This window comes from Dyella sp. Tek66A03 (genome assembly GCF_052567735.1).
This window is the reverse complement of the sequence record NZ_CP199584.1, coordinates 4,363,545-4,380,620: the sequence shown is the minus strand read 5'-3', so window position 1 is coordinate 4,380,620 and position 17,076 is coordinate 4,363,545. Positions and strand designations below refer to the sequence as shown.

14 protein-coding genes are annotated in these 17,076 nt (G+C 63.6%); 8 read left to right on the top strand and 6 right to left on the bottom strand.

Annotated features, from left to right (window positions below):
* Positions 1-107: 107 nt before the first annotated feature.
* From ACT01B_RS19535 to ACT01B_RS19510, 6 genes are all read left to right on the top strand, one after another.
* Positions 108-470: an MliC family protein gene (locus tag ACT01B_RS19535; protein ID WP_445144868.1), complete on the top strand. Its 363-nt coding sequence runs from the start codon at positions 108-110 to the stop codon at positions 468-470.
* Between the two features lie 133 nt (positions 471-603).
* Positions 604-1,269: a response regulator gene (locus ACT01B_RS19530; protein WP_445144867.1), complete on the top strand. Its 666-nt coding sequence runs from the start codon at positions 604-606 to the stop codon at positions 1,267-1,269.
* On the top strand, positions 1,266-2,693 hold the full coding sequence (locus ACT01B_RS19525; RefSeq protein ID WP_445144866.1) for an ATP-binding protein: 1,428 nt from the start codon (positions 1,266-1,268) through the stop codon (positions 2,691-2,693). Before ACT01B_RS19530 ends, ACT01B_RS19525 begins: the two co-directional genes overlap by 4 nt.
* A 224-nt stretch (positions 2,694-2,917) precedes the next feature.
* Positions 2,918-4,288: a TolC family protein gene (locus ACT01B_RS19520; protein ID WP_445144865.1), complete on the top strand. Its 1,371-nt coding sequence runs from the start codon at positions 2,918-2,920 to the stop codon at positions 4,286-4,288.
* On the top strand, positions 4,285-5,331 hold the full coding sequence (locus ACT01B_RS19515; RefSeq protein WP_445144864.1) for an efflux RND transporter periplasmic adaptor subunit: 1,047 nt from the start codon (positions 4,285-4,287) through the stop codon (positions 5,329-5,331). The genes ACT01B_RS19520 and ACT01B_RS19515 overlap by 4 nt, the downstream gene beginning before the upstream one ends.
* A complete protein-coding gene (locus tag ACT01B_RS19510; RefSeq protein ID WP_445144863.1) occupies positions 5,328-8,372 on the top strand; it encodes an efflux RND transporter permease subunit in 3,045 nt (1,014 codons plus the stop codon). The genes ACT01B_RS19515 and ACT01B_RS19510 overlap by 4 nt, the downstream gene beginning before the upstream one ends.
* A 278-nt stretch (positions 8,373-8,650) precedes the next feature.
* Here ACT01B_RS19510 and ACT01B_RS19505 read toward each other — a convergent pair whose 3' ends face one another.
* From ACT01B_RS19505 to ACT01B_RS19485, 5 genes are all read right to left on the bottom strand, one after another.
* On the bottom strand, positions 8,651-10,483 hold the full coding sequence (locus ACT01B_RS19505) for a GGDEF domain-containing protein (protein WP_445144862.1): 1,833 nt from the start codon (positions 10,481-10,483) through the stop codon (positions 8,651-8,653).
* Positions 10,484-10,508: 25 nt separating this feature from the next.
* Positions 10,509-10,829: a hypothetical protein gene (locus tag ACT01B_RS19500; RefSeq protein WP_445144861.1), complete on the bottom strand. Its 321-nt coding sequence runs from the start codon at positions 10,827-10,829 to the stop codon at positions 10,509-10,511.
* Between the two features lie 310 nt (positions 10,830-11,139).
* Positions 11,140-11,457: a hypothetical protein gene (locus ACT01B_RS19495; protein WP_445144860.1), complete on the bottom strand. Its 318-nt coding sequence runs from the start codon at positions 11,455-11,457 to the stop codon at positions 11,140-11,142.
* 132 nt (positions 11,458-11,589) lie between these two features.
* Positions 11,590-12,639, bottom strand: coding sequence for an SAM-dependent methyltransferase (locus ACT01B_RS19490; RefSeq protein ID WP_445144859.1), 1,050 nt, complete (start codon positions 12,637-12,639; stop codon positions 11,590-11,592).
* Positions 12,623-13,432, bottom strand: a complete 810-nt coding sequence (locus tag ACT01B_RS19485) for an alpha/beta fold hydrolase (RefSeq protein WP_445144858.1) — start codon at positions 13,430-13,432, stop codon at positions 12,623-12,625. The genes ACT01B_RS19490 and ACT01B_RS19485 overlap by 17 nt, the downstream gene beginning before the upstream one ends.
* A gap of 444 nt (positions 13,433-13,876) precedes the next feature.
* On the opposite strand from ACT01B_RS19485, the gene ACT01B_RS19480 reads away from it, so the two are divergent.
* Together ACT01B_RS19480 and ACT01B_RS19475 are read left to right on the top strand one after the other, a co-directional pair.
* Positions 13,877-14,734, top strand: coding sequence for a fumarylacetoacetate hydrolase family protein (locus ACT01B_RS19480; RefSeq protein ID WP_445144857.1), 858 nt, complete (start codon positions 13,877-13,879; stop codon positions 14,732-14,734).
* 72 nt (positions 14,735-14,806) lie between these two features.
* Positions 14,807-15,373, top strand: a complete 567-nt coding sequence (locus tag ACT01B_RS19475) for a YbhB/YbcL family Raf kinase inhibitor-like protein (protein ID WP_445144856.1) — start codon at positions 14,807-14,809, stop codon at positions 15,371-15,373.
* 7 nt (positions 15,374-15,380) lie between these two features.
* Here ACT01B_RS19475 and ACT01B_RS19470 read toward each other — a convergent pair whose 3' ends face one another.
* Complete coding sequence (locus ACT01B_RS19470; protein ID WP_445144855.1) at positions 15,381-16,925, bottom strand: S53 family peptidase; 1,545 nt, start codon at positions 16,923-16,925, stop codon at positions 15,381-15,383.
* Between the last annotated feature and the right edge of the window lie 151 nt (positions 16,926-17,076).

The window sequence follows — 17,076 nt, the reverse complement described above, 5'->3', positions numbered from 1 at the left end:
GTGCCTTGAGGTCCGAGCCGAGTCACTGGATCCCAGCTTTCGCTGGGATGACGGTCGGGTGTAAGTGTTGCCCTGACGATCTTCTAGCTTGGTCGAGGTGAAAGGTGATGTCGAAGCTCATCAAGTCGCTATGTGTCGTCGTAACCTTGCTGGCCACATCGACTGCCTCCGCTGACACTCTCAAAGTGCCCCAGATTCAACTGGCGAAAACCATCACGCAAACGTATCAGTGCGCCGGCGGCAAGTCGTTGCAGGTGATGTACTTGAACGCAGCGAACGGCCAGAGCTTTGCCTTGCTTCCCGTCGATGGCAAACCGCTGCTCTTTGTCGACAGCATGGCCGCGTCGGGTGTCCGCTACCAGGCGGGACGGTATATATGGTGGAGCAAGGGTAATCGCGGCGATCTCTATGACGCCATGCAGGGCGAGAATGCAGCGCCTGTAGTGGCAGGTTGCTCGGCGAGCAAGTGACGCGTAGCCGCGCCCTGTGGCCCTTTCTGCGGCTAGCCTTGCCGGTTAAGTCTTTCATAAGGCGACTGACGGATAATCGGACCGCCGCCGCGGGCGGTTGCCCATCCGGCCAGGTGACGGGAGTTATCGGTTCGTGCACATCCTTCTTGTCGAAGACGACGCGCATCTGGGCGATGCCATCCAGCGCGCGCTTGAGCGCCTGGGCTATACGGTGTCCTGGCTGCGCGATGGCCGCTCGGCGTCCAGCGCGATACGCGACCGGACAGCGGATCTGATCCTGCTCGACCTTGGCCTGCCGGGCCGGGACGGCATTGAGGTGCTGACCGAGGCGCGTCGTGCACGCATTGAGACGCCGGTGCTGGTGATGACCGCGCGTGACGGTCTGTCCGCCCGCGTCGACGGTCTCGATGCGGGTGCCGACGATTACATGATCAAGCCCTTCCATGTGGAAGAGTTGGCGGCGCGCATACGCTCGTTGAGTCGACGCATGCGTGGGCTTGCCGTCAATCGCATCGACGTGGGCGTCCTGAGCCTGGACCTTGGCACGTCCGAAGTAAGCTTTCGCGGTGAAACGGTGGAGCTGACGCGGCGCGAGTTTTCCTTGCTGCAGGCGCTGATGGAGAACGCAGGGAAACTCGTTCGGCGCGAGAGCCTGGAGAATTCGTTGTACGGCTTGGATCATGTAGTCGGCAACAACGCCCTGGAAGTGCTGGTGCATTCGTTGCGGCGCAAGTTGAGCTTCGAGACGATTCGCAACGTGCGTGGCTTTGGTTACATGATTCCGCGGGACCCGAAGTGAGGGCGACAAGCCTGCGTGAGCGGTTGCGCTGGTTGATCCTTGGCGTGATCGCCGTGGTTCTGCTGCCGCTGGGTGTCTACAGTTTCCGGCGCACGGTGCACGAGGTCGGTGAACTCTCCGACGGGCGCCTCGCGCAATCGGCGCGCACCTTGCAGGTGTTGATTGAAAACGGCGGGCTTTCGGCGCTGCAAGGTCGCGAAACGGGGCGCGCCGTGGTGGTGCCGATCGCCACCAGGTCCCTGCAAGAGCACGTGTTGCATGATCAAACCAACGAATCGGAAGTCGGCTTTCAGGTGTTCGATCGTGACGCGCATCCGCTGCTGGTCACGGCCAACTTGAGCGCCTTGCCCCCGCCGGCGGCCGACAGCGGGGGTTTCAGCGACCTGCAGATCGGGCGTTATCGCTGGCGCATGTTCACCCTGCCGCCGGACGCCAATGGCATCGTCATCCGCTCGGCCGAGCGTTACGACAGCCGCAGCGACATCACGAATGCCTTGTGGCTTGAACATGGCTTGCCGCCCCTGGTTGCGCTGCCGGTACTCGCCTTGCTGATCGGCTGGGCGGTGCGACGGGGACTGAGACCGCTGGATGTGTTGGCTGAGCGGCTGTCCGAGCGACAACCGGGCAGCCACGACACGCTGGAAATCGCACAGGCACCGCGGGAGCTGGAGCCGGTGCTGACGGCACTCAACGAACAGTTCGCACGCCTCGAGGACGCGCTGGAGCGCGAACGCCGGTTCAGCGCGGATGTGGCGCATGAGCTGCGCACGCCGTTGGCGTCGACCATGATCAATCTCGAGAACGCCGAAGCGAGCCGCTCTACGCAGGAGGCGGACGTCGCCCTGGCAGGCGCCCGGCAAAGCCTGGCCGCGCTGGCCCGGCGGGTGGAGCAGCTGCTGTCGCTGGCGCGGCTGGAGACCAGTTCGCGCGCGGGGCACCGCGCCGAGGTCGACCTGGTGGACGTCGCCACCATGGTCATCGAAGAACTTTCGACGGTGATCGGCGACACGGATGTCGAGCTGGACGTTGCGCTGTCTTCCGAGCGCCTGCCTGTGTCGGGCTATGAGGTAGCGTTGGCTGCCTTGCTGCGCAACCTGCTGGAGAACGCGCTACGCCACGTTCCCGCCGGGGGCCGCGTCCAGCTATCGGTGGCTCGCGAAGGGGATCAAGCGGTGATCGAAGTCATCGATAATGGCGAAGGCATTCCGCCTGAGCGCAGGGATGCGGTATTCGCACGCTTCCATCGCGAAGCCAGCAGTCGCGGCGAGGGCTATGGGCTGGGCCTGTCCATCGTGCAGCGCGCCGCCCAGCTGCACGATGCCCCCATCGAACTGCTCGATTCGCCGCTGGGCCGGGGCTTGCGGGTGCGCGTCTGCATTCCGTTGATACAAGACATGTCGGCCGCGCCGTCGCCCGCCGTATAGAGCACCTCAAAAAACCTCTGCACCAGGTTGCTGTGATGGCGCGGTGGGAGCGACTTCAGTCGCGACAAACCCTTGCCTCGATAGCCGCTGTCGCGACTAAAGTCGCTCCCACCTTCAGCGCGTGGCGCAGGAAGGGCGGGGCTGGTCCGGACAGCCCGGCAAAAGTTAACGCTAAGGCAAATCCGCTAGGGTGTGCGCTCCCCCACCGTATTCCGGGTCTATCGGTGCTGTTTCCCAGTCATCTTCGCTATCGACGCGTCACTGCGCATCGCCTGTCGGCGGGCATGCTCCTGGCCGCCCTGATCGGTGCCGGACTTGCTGGCTGCGCCACCTACAAGCCGTTGCCGCTGCCCACGCAGGCGGAGTCCGCCACCTCGCTGTCCCAACTGCGTGGTTACGACGGCACGACGCTGCCGCTGGATTCGGCGGCCGTGGAGCGCCTTGTCCTGCTGAACAACCCCGACCTGCTTACTGCGCATGCGCGCCATCAGGCCGCCCAGGCGCAGCGCCGGCAGAACACGGTGCTGCCCAATCCCGTCGTCGGCGGCAGCCTCGGTTATCTGCTGTCCGGGGCCGGTGATGCCACCGCATGGACGGCTTCGATCAGCCAGGACATTGCCTCGCTGATCACGCTCAAGCCACGCCGTGAAGCGGCCAAGGCCGCGGCCGACGAAGTCGATGCCGGACTGCTGTGGGAACAATGGCAGACGCTCGGCAAGGCGCGCCTGCTGGTGATCGGCCTGGTCGAGGGCGATCGCCAGATCCAGTTGCAACAGCAGGCCCTGGATGCGCTGAAGCAACGCGAAGCGCGGATTACCCAGCAGGTCGGCAAGGGCAATCTCGAGCGCCTGACCGTCGAACCCGATCTCGCCGCCGCCGCCGATGCGCGCGCCGCGATGAATGACCTGCAGCGCCGTCGCCTCGACCAGCGGCAGCAATTGACGGCCCTGCTGGGGCTCAAGCCCGACGTGGTGGTGCCGCTAGCACCATTGGCACGTGCGGACCTGGACGCGGCATCGATCCAGGATGAAGCGGCCACCATCAGCCGCCGCCGACCGGACATGGTGGCCTTGCAGCTCGGCTACCAGGCGCAGGACGCCACGCTGCGCGCTGCCGTGCTGGCGCAGTTTCCGCCACTGTCCATCGGCTACGACGCATCGCAGGACAATAGCCGTGTGCGCAACGGCGGCCCGGCCGTGTCGTTCGCGTTGCCAATTTTCGACCGCAACCAGGGCAATATCGGCGTGGCCCGCGCCACCCGCGAGCAACTGCATCAGGAGTACGTCACCCGACTGGCGACGTCACGCGATGACGTGGATGCCTTGCTCGCTCAATACGGGCAGCTGCATGCGCAATGGCTCGCCCTTGCCCCGGTCACCGCTGATGCCGTCAACGCCGCGACCCGGGCCAGAACAGCCTGGCAGGCGGGACTGCTCGACCTTCGTAGCTACGTCGACCTCGACGTGGCTGCCATCAACCGCCAGATCTCGATGATCGCGCTGGAGCAGGCCATGCTGGAGCAGCAGGCGGCGCTGGAGCTGCTGGTGGGACGTGGCATGCCGAGTTCACTTGACCAGGATGTGATCGCCCCATGATTTCCCGACTGCCATGGTTTGTTCCGGCCATCGCCGCCTTGGCGCTCACCGCCTGTTCCGGCGGCGAGACACCCGAAGCATCGGCCGTGAGTGCGGCCGTTTCCACCATCCCGGTCCGCCAGGGCAGCCTGCCCGAGCTGGTTGTGGCCTATGGCACGGCCGGTCCCGCCGCTGACGCGGCGCTGGTCATGAATGTGCAGGCCGCAGGTCGCGTCACGCAGTGGGCCGTGATCCCAGGCACGCCGGTGAAGCGCGGACAGCGACTGCTTTCGTTTGAGCTGGCGCCCTCGGCGGTGGCGGCTTATCAGCAGGCGCTGAGCGCGCGCAAGCTGGCCGAAACACAGCGTGCGCATACGGCCGAATTGCTGGCGCAGCAGCTGGCCACGCGCGATCAGCTCGAACAGGCCGACAAGGCGCTGAAGGATGCGCAGGCCAACCTCGATGCCTTGGTCCAGCAGCAGGGCAGTGCGCCGAAGGTCGAACTCACGGCGCCGTTTGACGGTACCGTGGTGACGGTCGATGCCGCGCAAGGCGATGTGCTGCAACCCGGAGCAGCCTTGCTATCCGTGCAGCGGGGCGATGGGTTGGTGATTACCGTGGGCATCGAGCGTCAGGCCATGGAGCGCGTACACGCGGGGGCCAAGGTTGAGCTGACGCCGCTGGATGCCGCTGCGCCGATGCACGGCACGGTGCGCCGAGTTGCCCGTGCCTTGAATCCGCATACGCATCAGCTCGATGTGGAAGTGGTGCCGGACGGCACGCCTGTCGCGGGCGAGGGATTCCGTGCGGACATCGTCGTCGGCCAGGCGCAGGGCTGGATGCTGCCGCGCGACGCCGTGCTCGGTGACGAAGCGGAGCGCTACGTGTTCCAGGTGGCTGATGGCAAAGCCGTGCGCGTGCCGGTGCAGGTGATCGGCGAATCGGACGGCACCAGCGTGGCCACCGGCAAACTCGACGCGCATCGCCCGCTGGTGACCGTTGGCGCCACACAGCTCGATGACGGCATGGCGGTTCGCGTCGCGGCGCCGGACTCTCATCCATGACCAGCGTCACGTTTCTCGCCCGGCATGCCCGGGCCATCGTCATCGTGGCTTTTGCGCTGGCGCTCGCCGGACTCGCTAGCGCCTTCACCCTGCCGGTCGGGTTGTTTCCGCAAGTCTCGTTTCCGCGCGTAGTCGTGGATCTTGATGCCGGCGATCGTCCCGCTGACCAGACCTCGCTGCTGCTAACGCGACCCGTCGAGGAGGCGATTCGCACGGTGCCCGGCGTAGCCGGCTTGCGTTCGGAAACCACCCGAGGTTCGGCGCAGATCTCCATCGACTTTGGCTGGGGCCGCGACATGGTGGCGTCGACCCTGCTGGTCGATTCGGCGATTGCGCGTGTGCTGCCCAGCCTGCCGCCGGGGACGGCGTTTAACGTGCGTCGCATGGACCCCACGGTCTTCCCGATCATTTCCTACGCGCTGCAATCGGACACCATGTCACCGGTCGCACTGCGTGATCTGGCCCAGTACCAGATCGTGCCGTTGCTCGCCTCGGTAGAGGGCTTGGCCCGCGTCGACGTGCAAGGTGGCCAAACGGCCGAGCTGCAGGTCGAGGCCGACCCGCGCAAGCTCGCGCAGTACGGCCTAAGCATCGATGATTTGTCCAATGCCCTGGCCGGCGCCAACCAGCTGCAGGCGGTCGGACGCCTACAGGACCACAACAAGCTCTATCTGGTCGTGGCCGATCACTCGCTGAAGCGGATCGAGGCGATCCGCCAGATCATGCTGAAGAACGATCCGCATGGGTGGGTGCGCCTTGGCGACGTCGCGACCGTGCGCGATGGCTTCGTGCCCCAGTGGATCAAGGTGAGCGAGGACGGTCGTCCCGCCGTGCTGTTCAACGTGTTCGAGCAGCCGGACGGCAATGCCGTGCAGATCGCCAAGCAGGTGCGCGACAGGCTGGCGACCTTCCGCCTGCCTGCCGGCGTCAAGCTGCGACCCTGGTACGACCAGAGCGAGCTGGTGGTGGAATCGGCCAACAGTGTGCGCGACGCCGTGCTGATCGGCCTGCTGCTCGCCGCCGCCGTATTGCTGTTGTTCCTGCGCAACCTGCGCGTGACCCTGATCGCCATGCTGGTAGTGCCGGTGACGCTCGCGGTCACGGTCTTGCTGCTGCAAGTCATGGGCTTGAGCTTCAACATCATGACGCTTGGCGGCATTGCCGCGGCCGTGGGGTTGGTGATCGACGACGTCATCGTGATGGTGGAACACGTCGCGCGTCGTGCCGGTGCCGATGAGGGCGGTGGTCCGGATGCGGTGTTGCCGGCGGCGCGCGAATTCCTGGCGCCACTCACGGGTTCCAGTCTTGCCACGCTGATCGTGTTCATTCCGCTGGGTCTGCTCAGCGGCGTCACTGGCGCATTTTCCAAGGCCTTGTCGGTCACCATGGCGAGCGCGCTCACCGTGTCGTGGCTGGTGGCCGCCTGGGTGGTGCCGCCACTATTGCGTCGGCTGGTCGACTTCACGCGTTGGCGCGACCCCGGTCTTCATCACGAAAGCAGGCTGGCACGCGTTCACGTCCATCTCTATGACGGCCTTGCCAGGCGGCCCTGGTGGCTGCTTGCCGTCGTCGTTCCGTTGCTGATCGTGGGTGGCATCGCCTTTACCCGTGTATCGACGGGTTTCATGCCGGCCGTCGATGAAAGTGGCTTCGTGATGGATTACTACACGACACCCGGTACGTCGCTGCCCGAAACGGATCGCCAGATCGCCCAGGTAGAGGCCATCCTCCACAGCATGCCCGAAGTCGAGACCTTCTCGCGTCGGCTCGGCACGGGGCTGGGCGGTGATCTTGGGCAGTCCTATCACGGCGATTTCTTTGTTCGGCTCAAGCCCGGGCATGCGCGGGCCACCGAGGACGTGATGAGCGATGTGCGTGGGCACATCGAGCAGGAAGTCCCCGGCGTTAAAGTCGAGCTGGCGCAGCTGATGGAGGATCTGATCGGCGACCTCACCGCGGTGCCGCAGCCGATCGAGATCAAGCTGTACGCGGCCAATCCTGAGCAACTGGTGCCGCAGGCCAAAAAAATCGCCAAGGCGATTGCCGATATTCCGGGCGTGGTCGACATCAAGGACGGCGTGCAGCTGGCCGGCGATGCGCTGAACGTGGATGTCGATGCGGACAAGGCGACCCAGGAAGGTATGACCGTGCAAGCGGTCACCCAGGTAGTGAACAATGCGCTCACCGGTGTTGTGGCGACGCAGTTGCCTTCGGCGATCAAGAGTGTCGGCGTGCGCGTGCGCATGCCCAACGCGACGCAGTGGCGCATCCCGCAGCTTCTTGCGCTGCCGATCAAGGCGCCGGATGGCCACGTGTTTCCGCTGGGTCGCGTCGCCGCGGTCACGGCCGTCACCGGCCAGCCGCAAATATCCCGCGAAAATCTGCAGCAGATGGTCGCCGTCACCGCGCGCATCGAAGGGCGTGGCATTGGCGCGAGCGTCGCCGACGTGAAGAAGCTGCTGGCTCAGCCGGGCATGCTCGACGCCGATGTGCGCTATGAACTCGGTGGCCTGTACCAGCAGCAACAGATTGCCTTTGTCGGCTTGAGCAAAGTGTTCCTGATGGCGCTGGTGGCCGAGTTCGTGCTGCTGCTGTTCCTGTACGGGCGCCCGGGACTGGCCATCATCGTGATGGGCTGCTCGCTGTTCTCGGCCACCGCGGTATTCATTGCACTATGGCTGTGTGGGGTGGACCTGAACATCACGGCCATGATGGGCATGACCATGATCATCGGCATGGGCACCGAAATGGCGATCTTCTACGTGTCCGAATACGTCGCCCTGGCACGCGAGATGTCGCCCTTTGAGGCGCTGCGCCTCGCCAGCCGGGACCGTCTGCGGCCGATCACCATGACGACGCTGGCGGCGATCCTGACCTTGTTCCCGCTGGCGCTCGCCCTGGGGCAGGGTGCGGGCATCCAGCAACCGCTGGCGATCGCCATCATCGCGGGTCTGACCCTGCAGTACCCACTGGTGCTGCTGGTGATGCCGACGCTGATCGGTCTCACGTTGGGCCGCTCCCAACGCTCGGCTGGGCCATGACCTTCATGGCCCGTCAGCGAGCCCCGAAATACCTGCTCTGTTTTTGTGGGAGCGACTTTAGTCGCGACATCGGACTTCGAGGCAAGTACTAGTCGCGACTAAAGTCGCTCCCACATCGAGGCAAGTGTTTGTCGCGACTGAAGTCGCTCCCACCACGAATCGCGCTCGCGTTATCACAACGCCTAGGCCTGGATGGGTGAGCCTGGTGTCGGCCCAGGCCGCCATGGCCGATCCCAAATTGTTGGATCGCTCGCGCTGACTGACGCGTGGCTTGGTTGTCAGCTAACGGCGCCGGTGTGCGGCGGCATCGGGTGCAAGTCGCCGTTCACCCCGTGCCCGCCGGTATCGGCCCCGGGACCCGTGGAGACATCGCCGAGCTCGCCATAGACCACGCGGTTACGCCCATCATGCTTGGCGCGGTAGAGCGCGTTGTCGGCATCGATCATGAGCTGGCGTAACTCGTAACCGCTGCGGTCAGTGGACGCGACACCGAAACTCGCGGAGATCACCACGTCGCGGGTCTCGCCGTCCACGGGAGTGGCGGCGATGGCCATGCGGATACGTTCGGCTCTATCCCGAGCCTGGGCCGGTCCGCATTCAGGCAACAGAATCGCAAACTCTTCGCCTCCGAGACGGCCAAATACGTCGTGCGAAAGTAGATGCCCCTGGCAGGCAGTCACGGTGCGCTTTAGCACGGCGTCGCCGATTCCATGACCGTAGGTATCGTTGACCAATTTGAAATGATCCAGATCCATCAGGATCAGACAGGCGCTTCGTGTGGATTTTGCCGCCTGTCGCAAAGCCAGCTCCGCAGCATCGACAAAGTGCTGGCGGCTGTAGATCCCGGTCAGGCTATCCTGCTGAGCCAGTCGCTTGAAGCGCAATTGCGAGCGTTTGAGGCGATAGAGCCATAGTGCGATGGAGGCAAGAAACATCAGCAGCAGCGCGATATACAGGCGACCGTTCTCCACGGCTTTGTGGTCGAGTTCGCGCTGGAGTTGCAGAATCTTGTTCTGCTTGTTCAGCGTGTCGACCTGCAACTTGTTGGCGAGCAGCTGCTGCTTGACGGTCTGATAGGCGAGTGCCCGCGCGCTGACGTCATTCAGATAGCCTTTGTCTGCCGCCATGAACTTTTCGTGGTACGTCAGCGCCGCACGCATATTCCCCTGCTGCGTTTCAAGTCGATACAGCAAGTCGTATGCCTGACTTAGCGGCTCGCTGTATTCGTTCTCGACACCGTTCGCGATCGTGGCGAGCGCAAATTTGCGTGTCTTGTCGAGGTCGCCCTGCTTCAAATAGCCTTTCGCCAGCAGGATATTGAAGAATTCCATGAGTGCCGGGTAGTGGTATCCCTCGACCTCTGCATAATGACCCTGTAGCAGCTCAATCGCGTTGGCCGCCTGGCCTAGTTGGATATCGAGGTCAGCCAGGTCACTGCGCAAGGCATTGGCGAACAGCGATTCACCGCCGTGCGTGCAAGTGTCTATGCCTTGTTGAAACTCCTGTTGCTGCACTCGGTTGGCGCCCCCGTGAAAGAGGGCATGCAGCTTCATGTAGGTCGCCTTGCAGGCGCTCCTCCCCGTCGGAATGTTTTCGAACATTTGCTCGGCATAGTCGCTGGCCAGGTCGTATTGGCCGGCGATGATGAGAAACTGAGCTGCCTCACCTTGGGCGTAGAAGCGGGCCTCCTTGTCATTGACCTGAGTCAGCAGGTTGGCCAGTCGATCCAACTGCGCGAAACCAACCTCGTAACGATGCCCGAAGCCAAGGATGTTCAATTGCGTTGCAGTAGCGCGGAGCCTTAGCGGCGCATAAGGCGATTGATCTTCAATCGCTTTGAGTGCTGCTCCGGCCTTGCTGTAATTTCCGTCGAAGGCCATCTGCCAGGCGTCGAGGTACCGCAGATGCCATTGCTGTTCCAAAGACAGGCCTGCGGCCTGTTGGTCAAGCCGTTTGAGGATGCTCACGAACTCAGAGTGATTGGACGTCCTTACGCCTTCCGCACGTTCCAGTAGTTGCGCAGGGTCATCTGCCGTAGGCACGGCCAAAGCGGCCGTGCCTACAGACACGCCAATGGTCAGGAACAATCCTGCCAGCGGCTTGCGGCCCATGTTGCCTTGCCACGGCATCGCAGACTTAAATCACTGCGACGGCAACACAATCATCAGGGGCAACTTCCACTTGCTGACGCATCTCTGACGAGGGCTTTTCACCCTCATCCCCCTCTTCGTCCTCATCCTCTTCCTCGTCTTCCTTGCCGGGATCCATCTGGACATGGAACATCGGCCCCTGACCTAGGAGCGCATAGAGTTCGGAGGTACTTCTGGCAATGATGGCTGCCCCGAGCGCAGACTCGATGTCTGCGTCCGCCAAGGCTTGTGCAATGTCGTCTTGCGAGGCGTGACGCAGTTGCGCGTCCTTGCCCATTTTTTCGAGAAAGTCGATGACGCTCAACATTAGATTTTCCCCCTAGTGGTTGCAGAACTGCGTTTATCCACTTGCTTCGGCCCCCCCTTCCTGGAGACCGGTGTCCATTCGCGATCATAGCCCGCTTTTTAGCAAATTATGTCTAGGGCCAATACTCGGCTCTGACCAGCCGTCATCGGCGCGACTGGCGGTGTTCTTGAGCGGGCTCCACAACAGACCCTATCTCGAACGGGCACAGCTATTGCGGCTGTGCCCGTGTAATGCGACTTCGCGCAATAAGCTAGTTTCAGTGCCTTTGGAACTGGCCACTTACCCTGAATCAGGTCAGCTTGAGATGGAATCAAGCCGTAATAGTGGGGCTGTGCTGAGTCCCTTTGGTCTTGTCGCCCTTGCGACCTTCCTGCTCATCTTCCTCGCCGGCCGCCTGGCGCTTGCGTTTTTCGCTCTCTTCGTCGTCCGTGCCAGTCGATTGGATGCAATAGAGCGGCCCTTGATGCAGCAACGCCTGCAGTTCCGCAGCATCCTTGGCAAGGATGGCCGTGCAAAGCGGGGCCTCTACGCCGGCGACTTCCAGCGCCTTCGCGACCTCGTCCAGCGAGGCGTGGCGTAGCTGAGCATCGCGTCCCATCTTTTCCAGAAATTCAATCACGCTAAACATTGGACCTGCCTCCGATAGTTGATTGTTTCCTTAGACATCCCATTACCCGCGTCCCGTTCAGAGGATTCGCGGGACTTCGATCATATACGTAGACGTCTACTTGCAGGTGTTGCGGACCAGCGGATCGAAGGACTAGGTCATCGGCTCCGGGATGGCCGCTTCGGCTGCCAAGCCAGCATCCAGAGCGGTAAGGCGCGCTTGTATCTCTGGATCTGCCTGCATGGAGCGACAGGGGGGGACGGCCAGCGTGTCTGACATGGTCAGATCGGCCTCTGGCAAAGCCCGCAGAGGCATGCGCTCGATCCGGGGAGATTGGATGGGCAGCGTCGTGGCGCGATAAATAATGACTTCATGATCCAGCGGGTAGTCCCGTGTCAGCACGTCGACCAGTACCTGACGGTAGGCGGCGCCGGTGGCAAAGCGTTTGCTCGTCTGGTCGCCGGCCAGGCCCACCTGCCACAGCACCAACCAGGCACTTGGATCGATACAACGTCGATAAAGCATGTACTGGCTGGTTTCGTAATGTTGGCAACCGTAGGTGCCAGGGTCGATGCCCAAGTCGGCGTAGAGGCAGTCCTCCGACGAGATACCCGGTTCCATGTGCGCCTGAAAGCCTTCCTGCCTGGCCGTCTGGATGGCTTTGTGCGGTGCCCAAGCAAACACGCCCGGATGGCCATAAAACACACCGCATACACGCTTACCTGCACGCACTTCGGCCATCATGGCGTCCACCATCTGCCGGTAAGTCTGTTTCCGCGACTTACCTTCTTGATAGTAAGGCTGCAGGCTGCGCACGTCCGCGTGCATCTGCTGCAGCCAGAGTTCGACGATCCCGTCGGAGACGCCGGCGAACACGACGTCCGCGCTTTCGATATGGCTGCGGGCGAGCGGGCTGATGTGCGAGCCCAGGGTAATGCCGATGCCGACGCAAGCCAGGCTGCCAGTGGATGAGGGTGTGCTCAATGAATGGTGCTCCGATGTGTGTAACGGGCAGTGGATGAGCCATTGCGCTGGTTGAGGCGGATGCCAGTATTGCTGGAACCCAGCATAAGCCGAGCCTGGTGATGTCTGCCATCGTGCAAAGAGCTGGGACAGGTCGCCACGTTGACTATGGCAACCGTATTCAAGGTGGCCACTCGCCGGCCTGGGAGATGGCCCGGCGGATTCAGCTTCGATGGGCACCCTCACAAATGCGCGTGTGCAGCGGAGCTCTACTGGTCAGGAACGGCAGGACGACATCCAGAAATGCCTCGGCGTGCTCCGTGTGCAAGCGATGGCCGTTGCCGAGGTAGTGGGTGCAGGCATGGACGAGTCGGGCGGAGAGCAGGCCGATTCGCTGCGTGACAGCGCCATCATTGTGGCTGGCCAGCAACAGGCAGGGCGTGTCTACACGGTCTAGCCCTTGCCACCAGTGCGGCATCGGCGAGCGCAGCGCCGGCAGCACGGTGCGCGCCGAGCGAAAGTCGAATGCCCTGAGTAGCCAGAGTCGAGCCACGCGTGCGGCACCCAGCTTTTGGGCGGACCTCCACCATGAGGGCTGCGCCTGCATGGCTTTGAGCAGTAACGCATCGGCGGCATCCCGGGGTGGCACCGGTGCTGCCTCGATCACCAGTCGATCGATGCGCTCGGGCAGGCGCATGGCCAGTCGCAGGGCGAGGTGCCCGCCCAGCGAGTGACCGACCAGACTCGTACGCTGCAGCTGGAGTGCATCGAGCAAGTCGATCAGGTCCTGCTCGAAATCCTCCAGCGCGTAGCTGTCGGCCCAGGCGCTGCGCCCGTGGCCGCGAAGATCCGGGGCGATGACCCGGAATCCTCGCCGCGCCAGCGCGCCGGCCACCTCGGCCCAACTGGTGGATTGGCTGGCGAACGCGTGGATGAGTACGACCGGCTCGCCGTCCTCGTCTCCAGCCGTGCGGTAGGCGAGCCGCCTGCCTCGTATGAAGTGTTCTCGGTGAGGCGAAAGGTGGGCATCCATGGTCGCTCGATATCGGGTTGGGAGTCGGTTGGCTGGACCCATCATGGGCACCTCGAAAAGCTTCCCCGGGGTACGTCATTCCCCTCGCTCGTCATCCCTCTCGCTCGTCATCCCAGCGAAGGCTGGGATCCAGTGACTTGGACTTGGGGTTTGGCGCAAGGCTGTAGAGGCGCTGGATCCCAGCTTGACCAGCCATCAGGCTGTTGAGAGCCGCTGGGATGACGAACGTGGTGAGAGGTCTTCCGAAGTCCCGGATGCCTCCATCGGTGATGCCTCCCAATCCTTTTTGAATACCCATGCGCCGCAGCGGCCGCCCGCCGATGCGATGCGGCATCCTGTACCAACGGTCTAAGTCCGTGCAGTGCCGTTCGGCCTGGTGACGATTGGCGTGCGATGGGTGCGTACCCGTTCTAAAGTGTGGAGCTTCCTCAGAGGAGAGCCGTGATGCGATTCCTTCGTTTCATCAAAGGCGACCGCGAAGGTGTAGCCATCGACATCGATGGCGGATATCGCGCGCGCTTCGTGGGCGAGACCGCTTATCCGGGTCCCATCTCGTTGCTGGCCCGCAAGAGCGCGGGCGAGCTGGCCCGCGCCGCTGACGATCTACGTACCGGTGAAAGCGTCGATCTCGCCGCCGTCACGTTTCTTCCACCTTGCGGGCAGAGCGGCAAGATCGTTTGCCTTGGCCTGAACTATCGCGACCATGCCCACGAGTTCGACTTCGAGCCGCCCGCCTATCCCACACTGTTCGCGCGGTTTGCCTCCAGCCTGATCGGCCATGGCCAGCACCTGATCCGCCCGCGTGTCTCGGACAAGTTCGATTACGAGGGCGAGCTGGCGGTGATACTCAGCCGCGGGGGACGGCACATCTCGCAGGCGACGGCACTAGATCACGTCTTTGGCTACGCCGTCTTCAACGACGGCTCGATCCGCGATTACCAGTTGCTCACGCCGCAATGGACGGTGGGCAAGAACTTTGACGGCACGGGCGCGTTCGGCCCGTGGGTGGTCACGGCGGACGAACTGCCGCTGGGCGCGACGGGCTTGATGCTGGAGACGCGTCTCAACGGCATCGTCATGCAGCGCGCGTCGACCAGCGACATGATCTTTGGCGTGGCGCAGACCATCGCCTTGCTCAGCGACGCGATGACGCTGGACGCGGGCGATGTGCTTGTCATGGGCACGCCATCGGGTGTGGGCTATGCGCGCAAGCCGCCTGTATTCATGAAGGCCGGCGATATCTGTGAAGTCGACATTGAGCGTATCGGCATCTTGCGCAATGTGGTGGCTGAGGAGACCTGAAGTTGCGGCACTGGAGCAGGAGCGCCGTGCTGTGGTTCTCTTGTCGTCCCCTCACGACATGGCGTCACCCAAGTGATTGCACGTCTTCTCGGTACCTTGCTGCGCGGACGCCGCGCCGGTGATCAGCGCCTGCTTTGCCATGAGTTGCCGGTGGAATCCAGAGAGGAAGCATTGCAGCTCGCGAGTTCGGCTTTCGCCGCGGGGGGAACCATTCCTGTCCGATACGCCGGTGAAGGCGTGGGTGCCAATGTATCCCCCGCATTGGCATGGTCGGCATTGCCGCCAGCTACGATGGAGCTGGTACTGGTGATGGAGGACCCGGACGCACCGTTGCGGCGACCGTTTGTTCATCTGATCGCTGCAGGCATCGATCCTTCTTTGAACCGCCTGGAAGATGGTGCGTTGAGCGCGCTTGATGGCGCGCCGTGCGTGTTCGGTCTCACTACCTTTCGCCACCTTGGCTATTGCGGGCCGCGCGCCCTGCCAGGGCACGGCACACATCGCTACGTGTTCCAGCTGTTCGCGTTGGGTCGGCCGTCCGGACTCGAGCAGGGTGCGCGCCGCGATGAGTTGGTTGAGGCACTAAAGGGGAAACTGCTTGCGCGCGGAACGCTCGAAGGTCTCTTCGAGCGTCGCTAACCATCCGTCAGGCGGCGCCCGGCGCCATGGCCGCCAACGCCGCAAGCAGCGCCGCACCGTTGGGGGTACCCAGGCCGGTACAGGCGTCCCAGCCCTTGGCCGCCTTGAAGTAGCCGTCGTTGCCCACGGTGATGTCGTTGAACGCGCTTTCGCCAATGCCATAGAGCGCTGCATGCGGATCGCCGAGGCTATGCCCGAGTTGCTGGTTGAAGCGCGCTATCAACGCAGCCCATAGCGGGGCCACCGCGCTGGTGCCGCCGATGACTTCGTCGGTGCCATCGACGCGTACCTGGTAGCCCGTGGTCGGATCGGCGTTGCCGGCGACGTCCGGCACGCCGCGGCCCACGAAGTTGTTGGCACCTTTGGGCACCTTCGATGAGCTCTGCCAGGTGGGCAGGGCAAAGCTGGCGCTGACGCCGCCGCCGGTGGCGCCTTGGTTGCTTGCCAGTTCGTTCCACACGGTCTCGCTCTGGATGGCGCTGGCAGTGGCAACGAGCTTGGTGCCACCACAGGCCAGGGCGTAAGGGCTGGAGGCGGGAAAGTCGACGTGCGCCTTGCCATCGCTTTCGCCGTCGGTGAAGCCGCTGTCGCCACAGGCCACGGTGACGGTGACGCCCAGTGCCGCCGCGTCCTGCAATGCGGATTCCATGGCGGCGAGCGAGGCTGCCGCCCAGCTGTCTTCGGGGCCGCCCCAGCTGATCGAGATGACCGAAGGGTGGTTAGTGGTGTCGTGGGCGGCTTGCGAAATGGCTTCGTAGAAACCCTGGTCGGTATTTGGCGCGAAATACAGGGCGATGGCGGCGCCCGGCGCGAGCGAGCCGACCACTTCCACGTCCAGCATCACTTCGCCGTCGGCATCGCTGCCGGTCTGACTGGTGCCTCCGGCCACCGATACCTGGGTAACCGTGGGCACCTGCTTGATGCCGAGTCCCTGGATGTACTGGGTGAAGTCGGCCTGGGTGTAGCCGCCGCCCAATTCCAGCACGGCCACGGTCTGGCCGCTGCCATCGGTGTTGGCCGGAAAATCGTAGAGCTGGCCAAGCTGCAATGGCGTATAGGTTACCGACGGTTGCGCCGCGGGTCGGCGGATGTGGGGACGCGCCACGGGCCGCTTGTCCAGGCCCAGCACGGCGATCACGCGCGAGGAGAGATCGGTCGGCAAGGTCGGCTGACCGTGGCAGCCGAGCATCAGCGCGCCACCGTCATCGAACTGATAGCGCCCCAGGGTCACGCCGAACGCCTGCTGCAACGCCTGCGGCGTGCCACGCAGGTGAACCACGCGTCGATGCGGTTCGCATGCGGTTTCCTGCAAGCCGTGCTGCCGCGCGAAGCCGCGCACGTTGTCCACGTCGGCGGGATCGGCACCCCATTGCGCGCCGAAATCCTCACGTCGGAGCACCGACTTGTGTGGCCATGCGGTGGGCATGGGCTGGTCGCCGCGCCGGCGCAGCACCACGGTGACGTCGATAGGCTCCGTGCCTTCGTGCGGGCCGAGGTAACGGGCCTGAGCGGCCAGGGGCCAATGCTTGCGACGGGCGGAAGTCGTGCTCATGGATGGGACTCCTTGGTGGGCGGGGACAGACTGCATGGGCAAACGTGTCAGTTGGGTGATGCGCGGCGGCGCCGTTCATGGATGGTGCGGTTTGGTGGTCTCAGGGACCGCGTCAACCGGCCCTACAGGCTGCCAGCGCGAGTGGCGCTAA

What these genes read in the sequence shown, in the direction of transcription:
- ACT01B_RS19535 (WP_445144868.1), top strand. Translation starts at nt 108, where the DNA reads ATGTCGAAGCTCATCAAGTCGCTATGTGTCGTCGTAACCTTGCTGGCC.
- ACT01B_RS19515 (WP_445144864.1), top strand. Translation starts at nt 4,285, where the DNA reads ATGATTTCCCGACTGCCATGGTTTGTTCCGGCCATCGCCGCCTTGGCG.
- ACT01B_RS19510 (WP_445144863.1), top strand. Translation starts at nt 5,328, where the DNA reads ATGACCAGCGTCACGTTTCTCGCCCGGCATGCCCGGGCCATCGTCATC.
- ACT01B_RS19505 (WP_445144862.1), bottom strand. Translation starts at nt 10,483, where the DNA reads ATGGGCCGCAAGCCGCTGGCAGGATTGTTCCTGACCATTGGCGTGTCT.
- ACT01B_RS19500 (WP_445144861.1), bottom strand. Translation starts at nt 10,829, where the DNA reads ATGTTGAGCGTCATCGACTTTCTCGAAAAAATGGGCAAGGACGCGCAA.
- ACT01B_RS19495 (WP_445144860.1), bottom strand. Translation starts at nt 11,457, where the DNA reads ATGTTTAGCGTGATTGAATTTCTGGAAAAGATGGGACGCGATGCTCAG.
- ACT01B_RS19485 (WP_445144858.1), bottom strand. Translation starts at nt 13,432, where the DNA reads ATGGATGCCCACCTTTCGCCTCACCGAGAACACTTCATACGAGGCAGG.
- ACT01B_RS19480 (WP_445144857.1), top strand. Translation starts at nt 13,877, where the DNA reads ATGCGATTCCTTCGTTTCATCAAAGGCGACCGCGAAGGTGTAGCCATC.
- ACT01B_RS19470 (WP_445144855.1), bottom strand. Translation starts at nt 16,925, where the DNA reads ATGAGCACGACTTCCGCCCGTCGCAAGCATTGGCCCCTGGCCGCTCAG.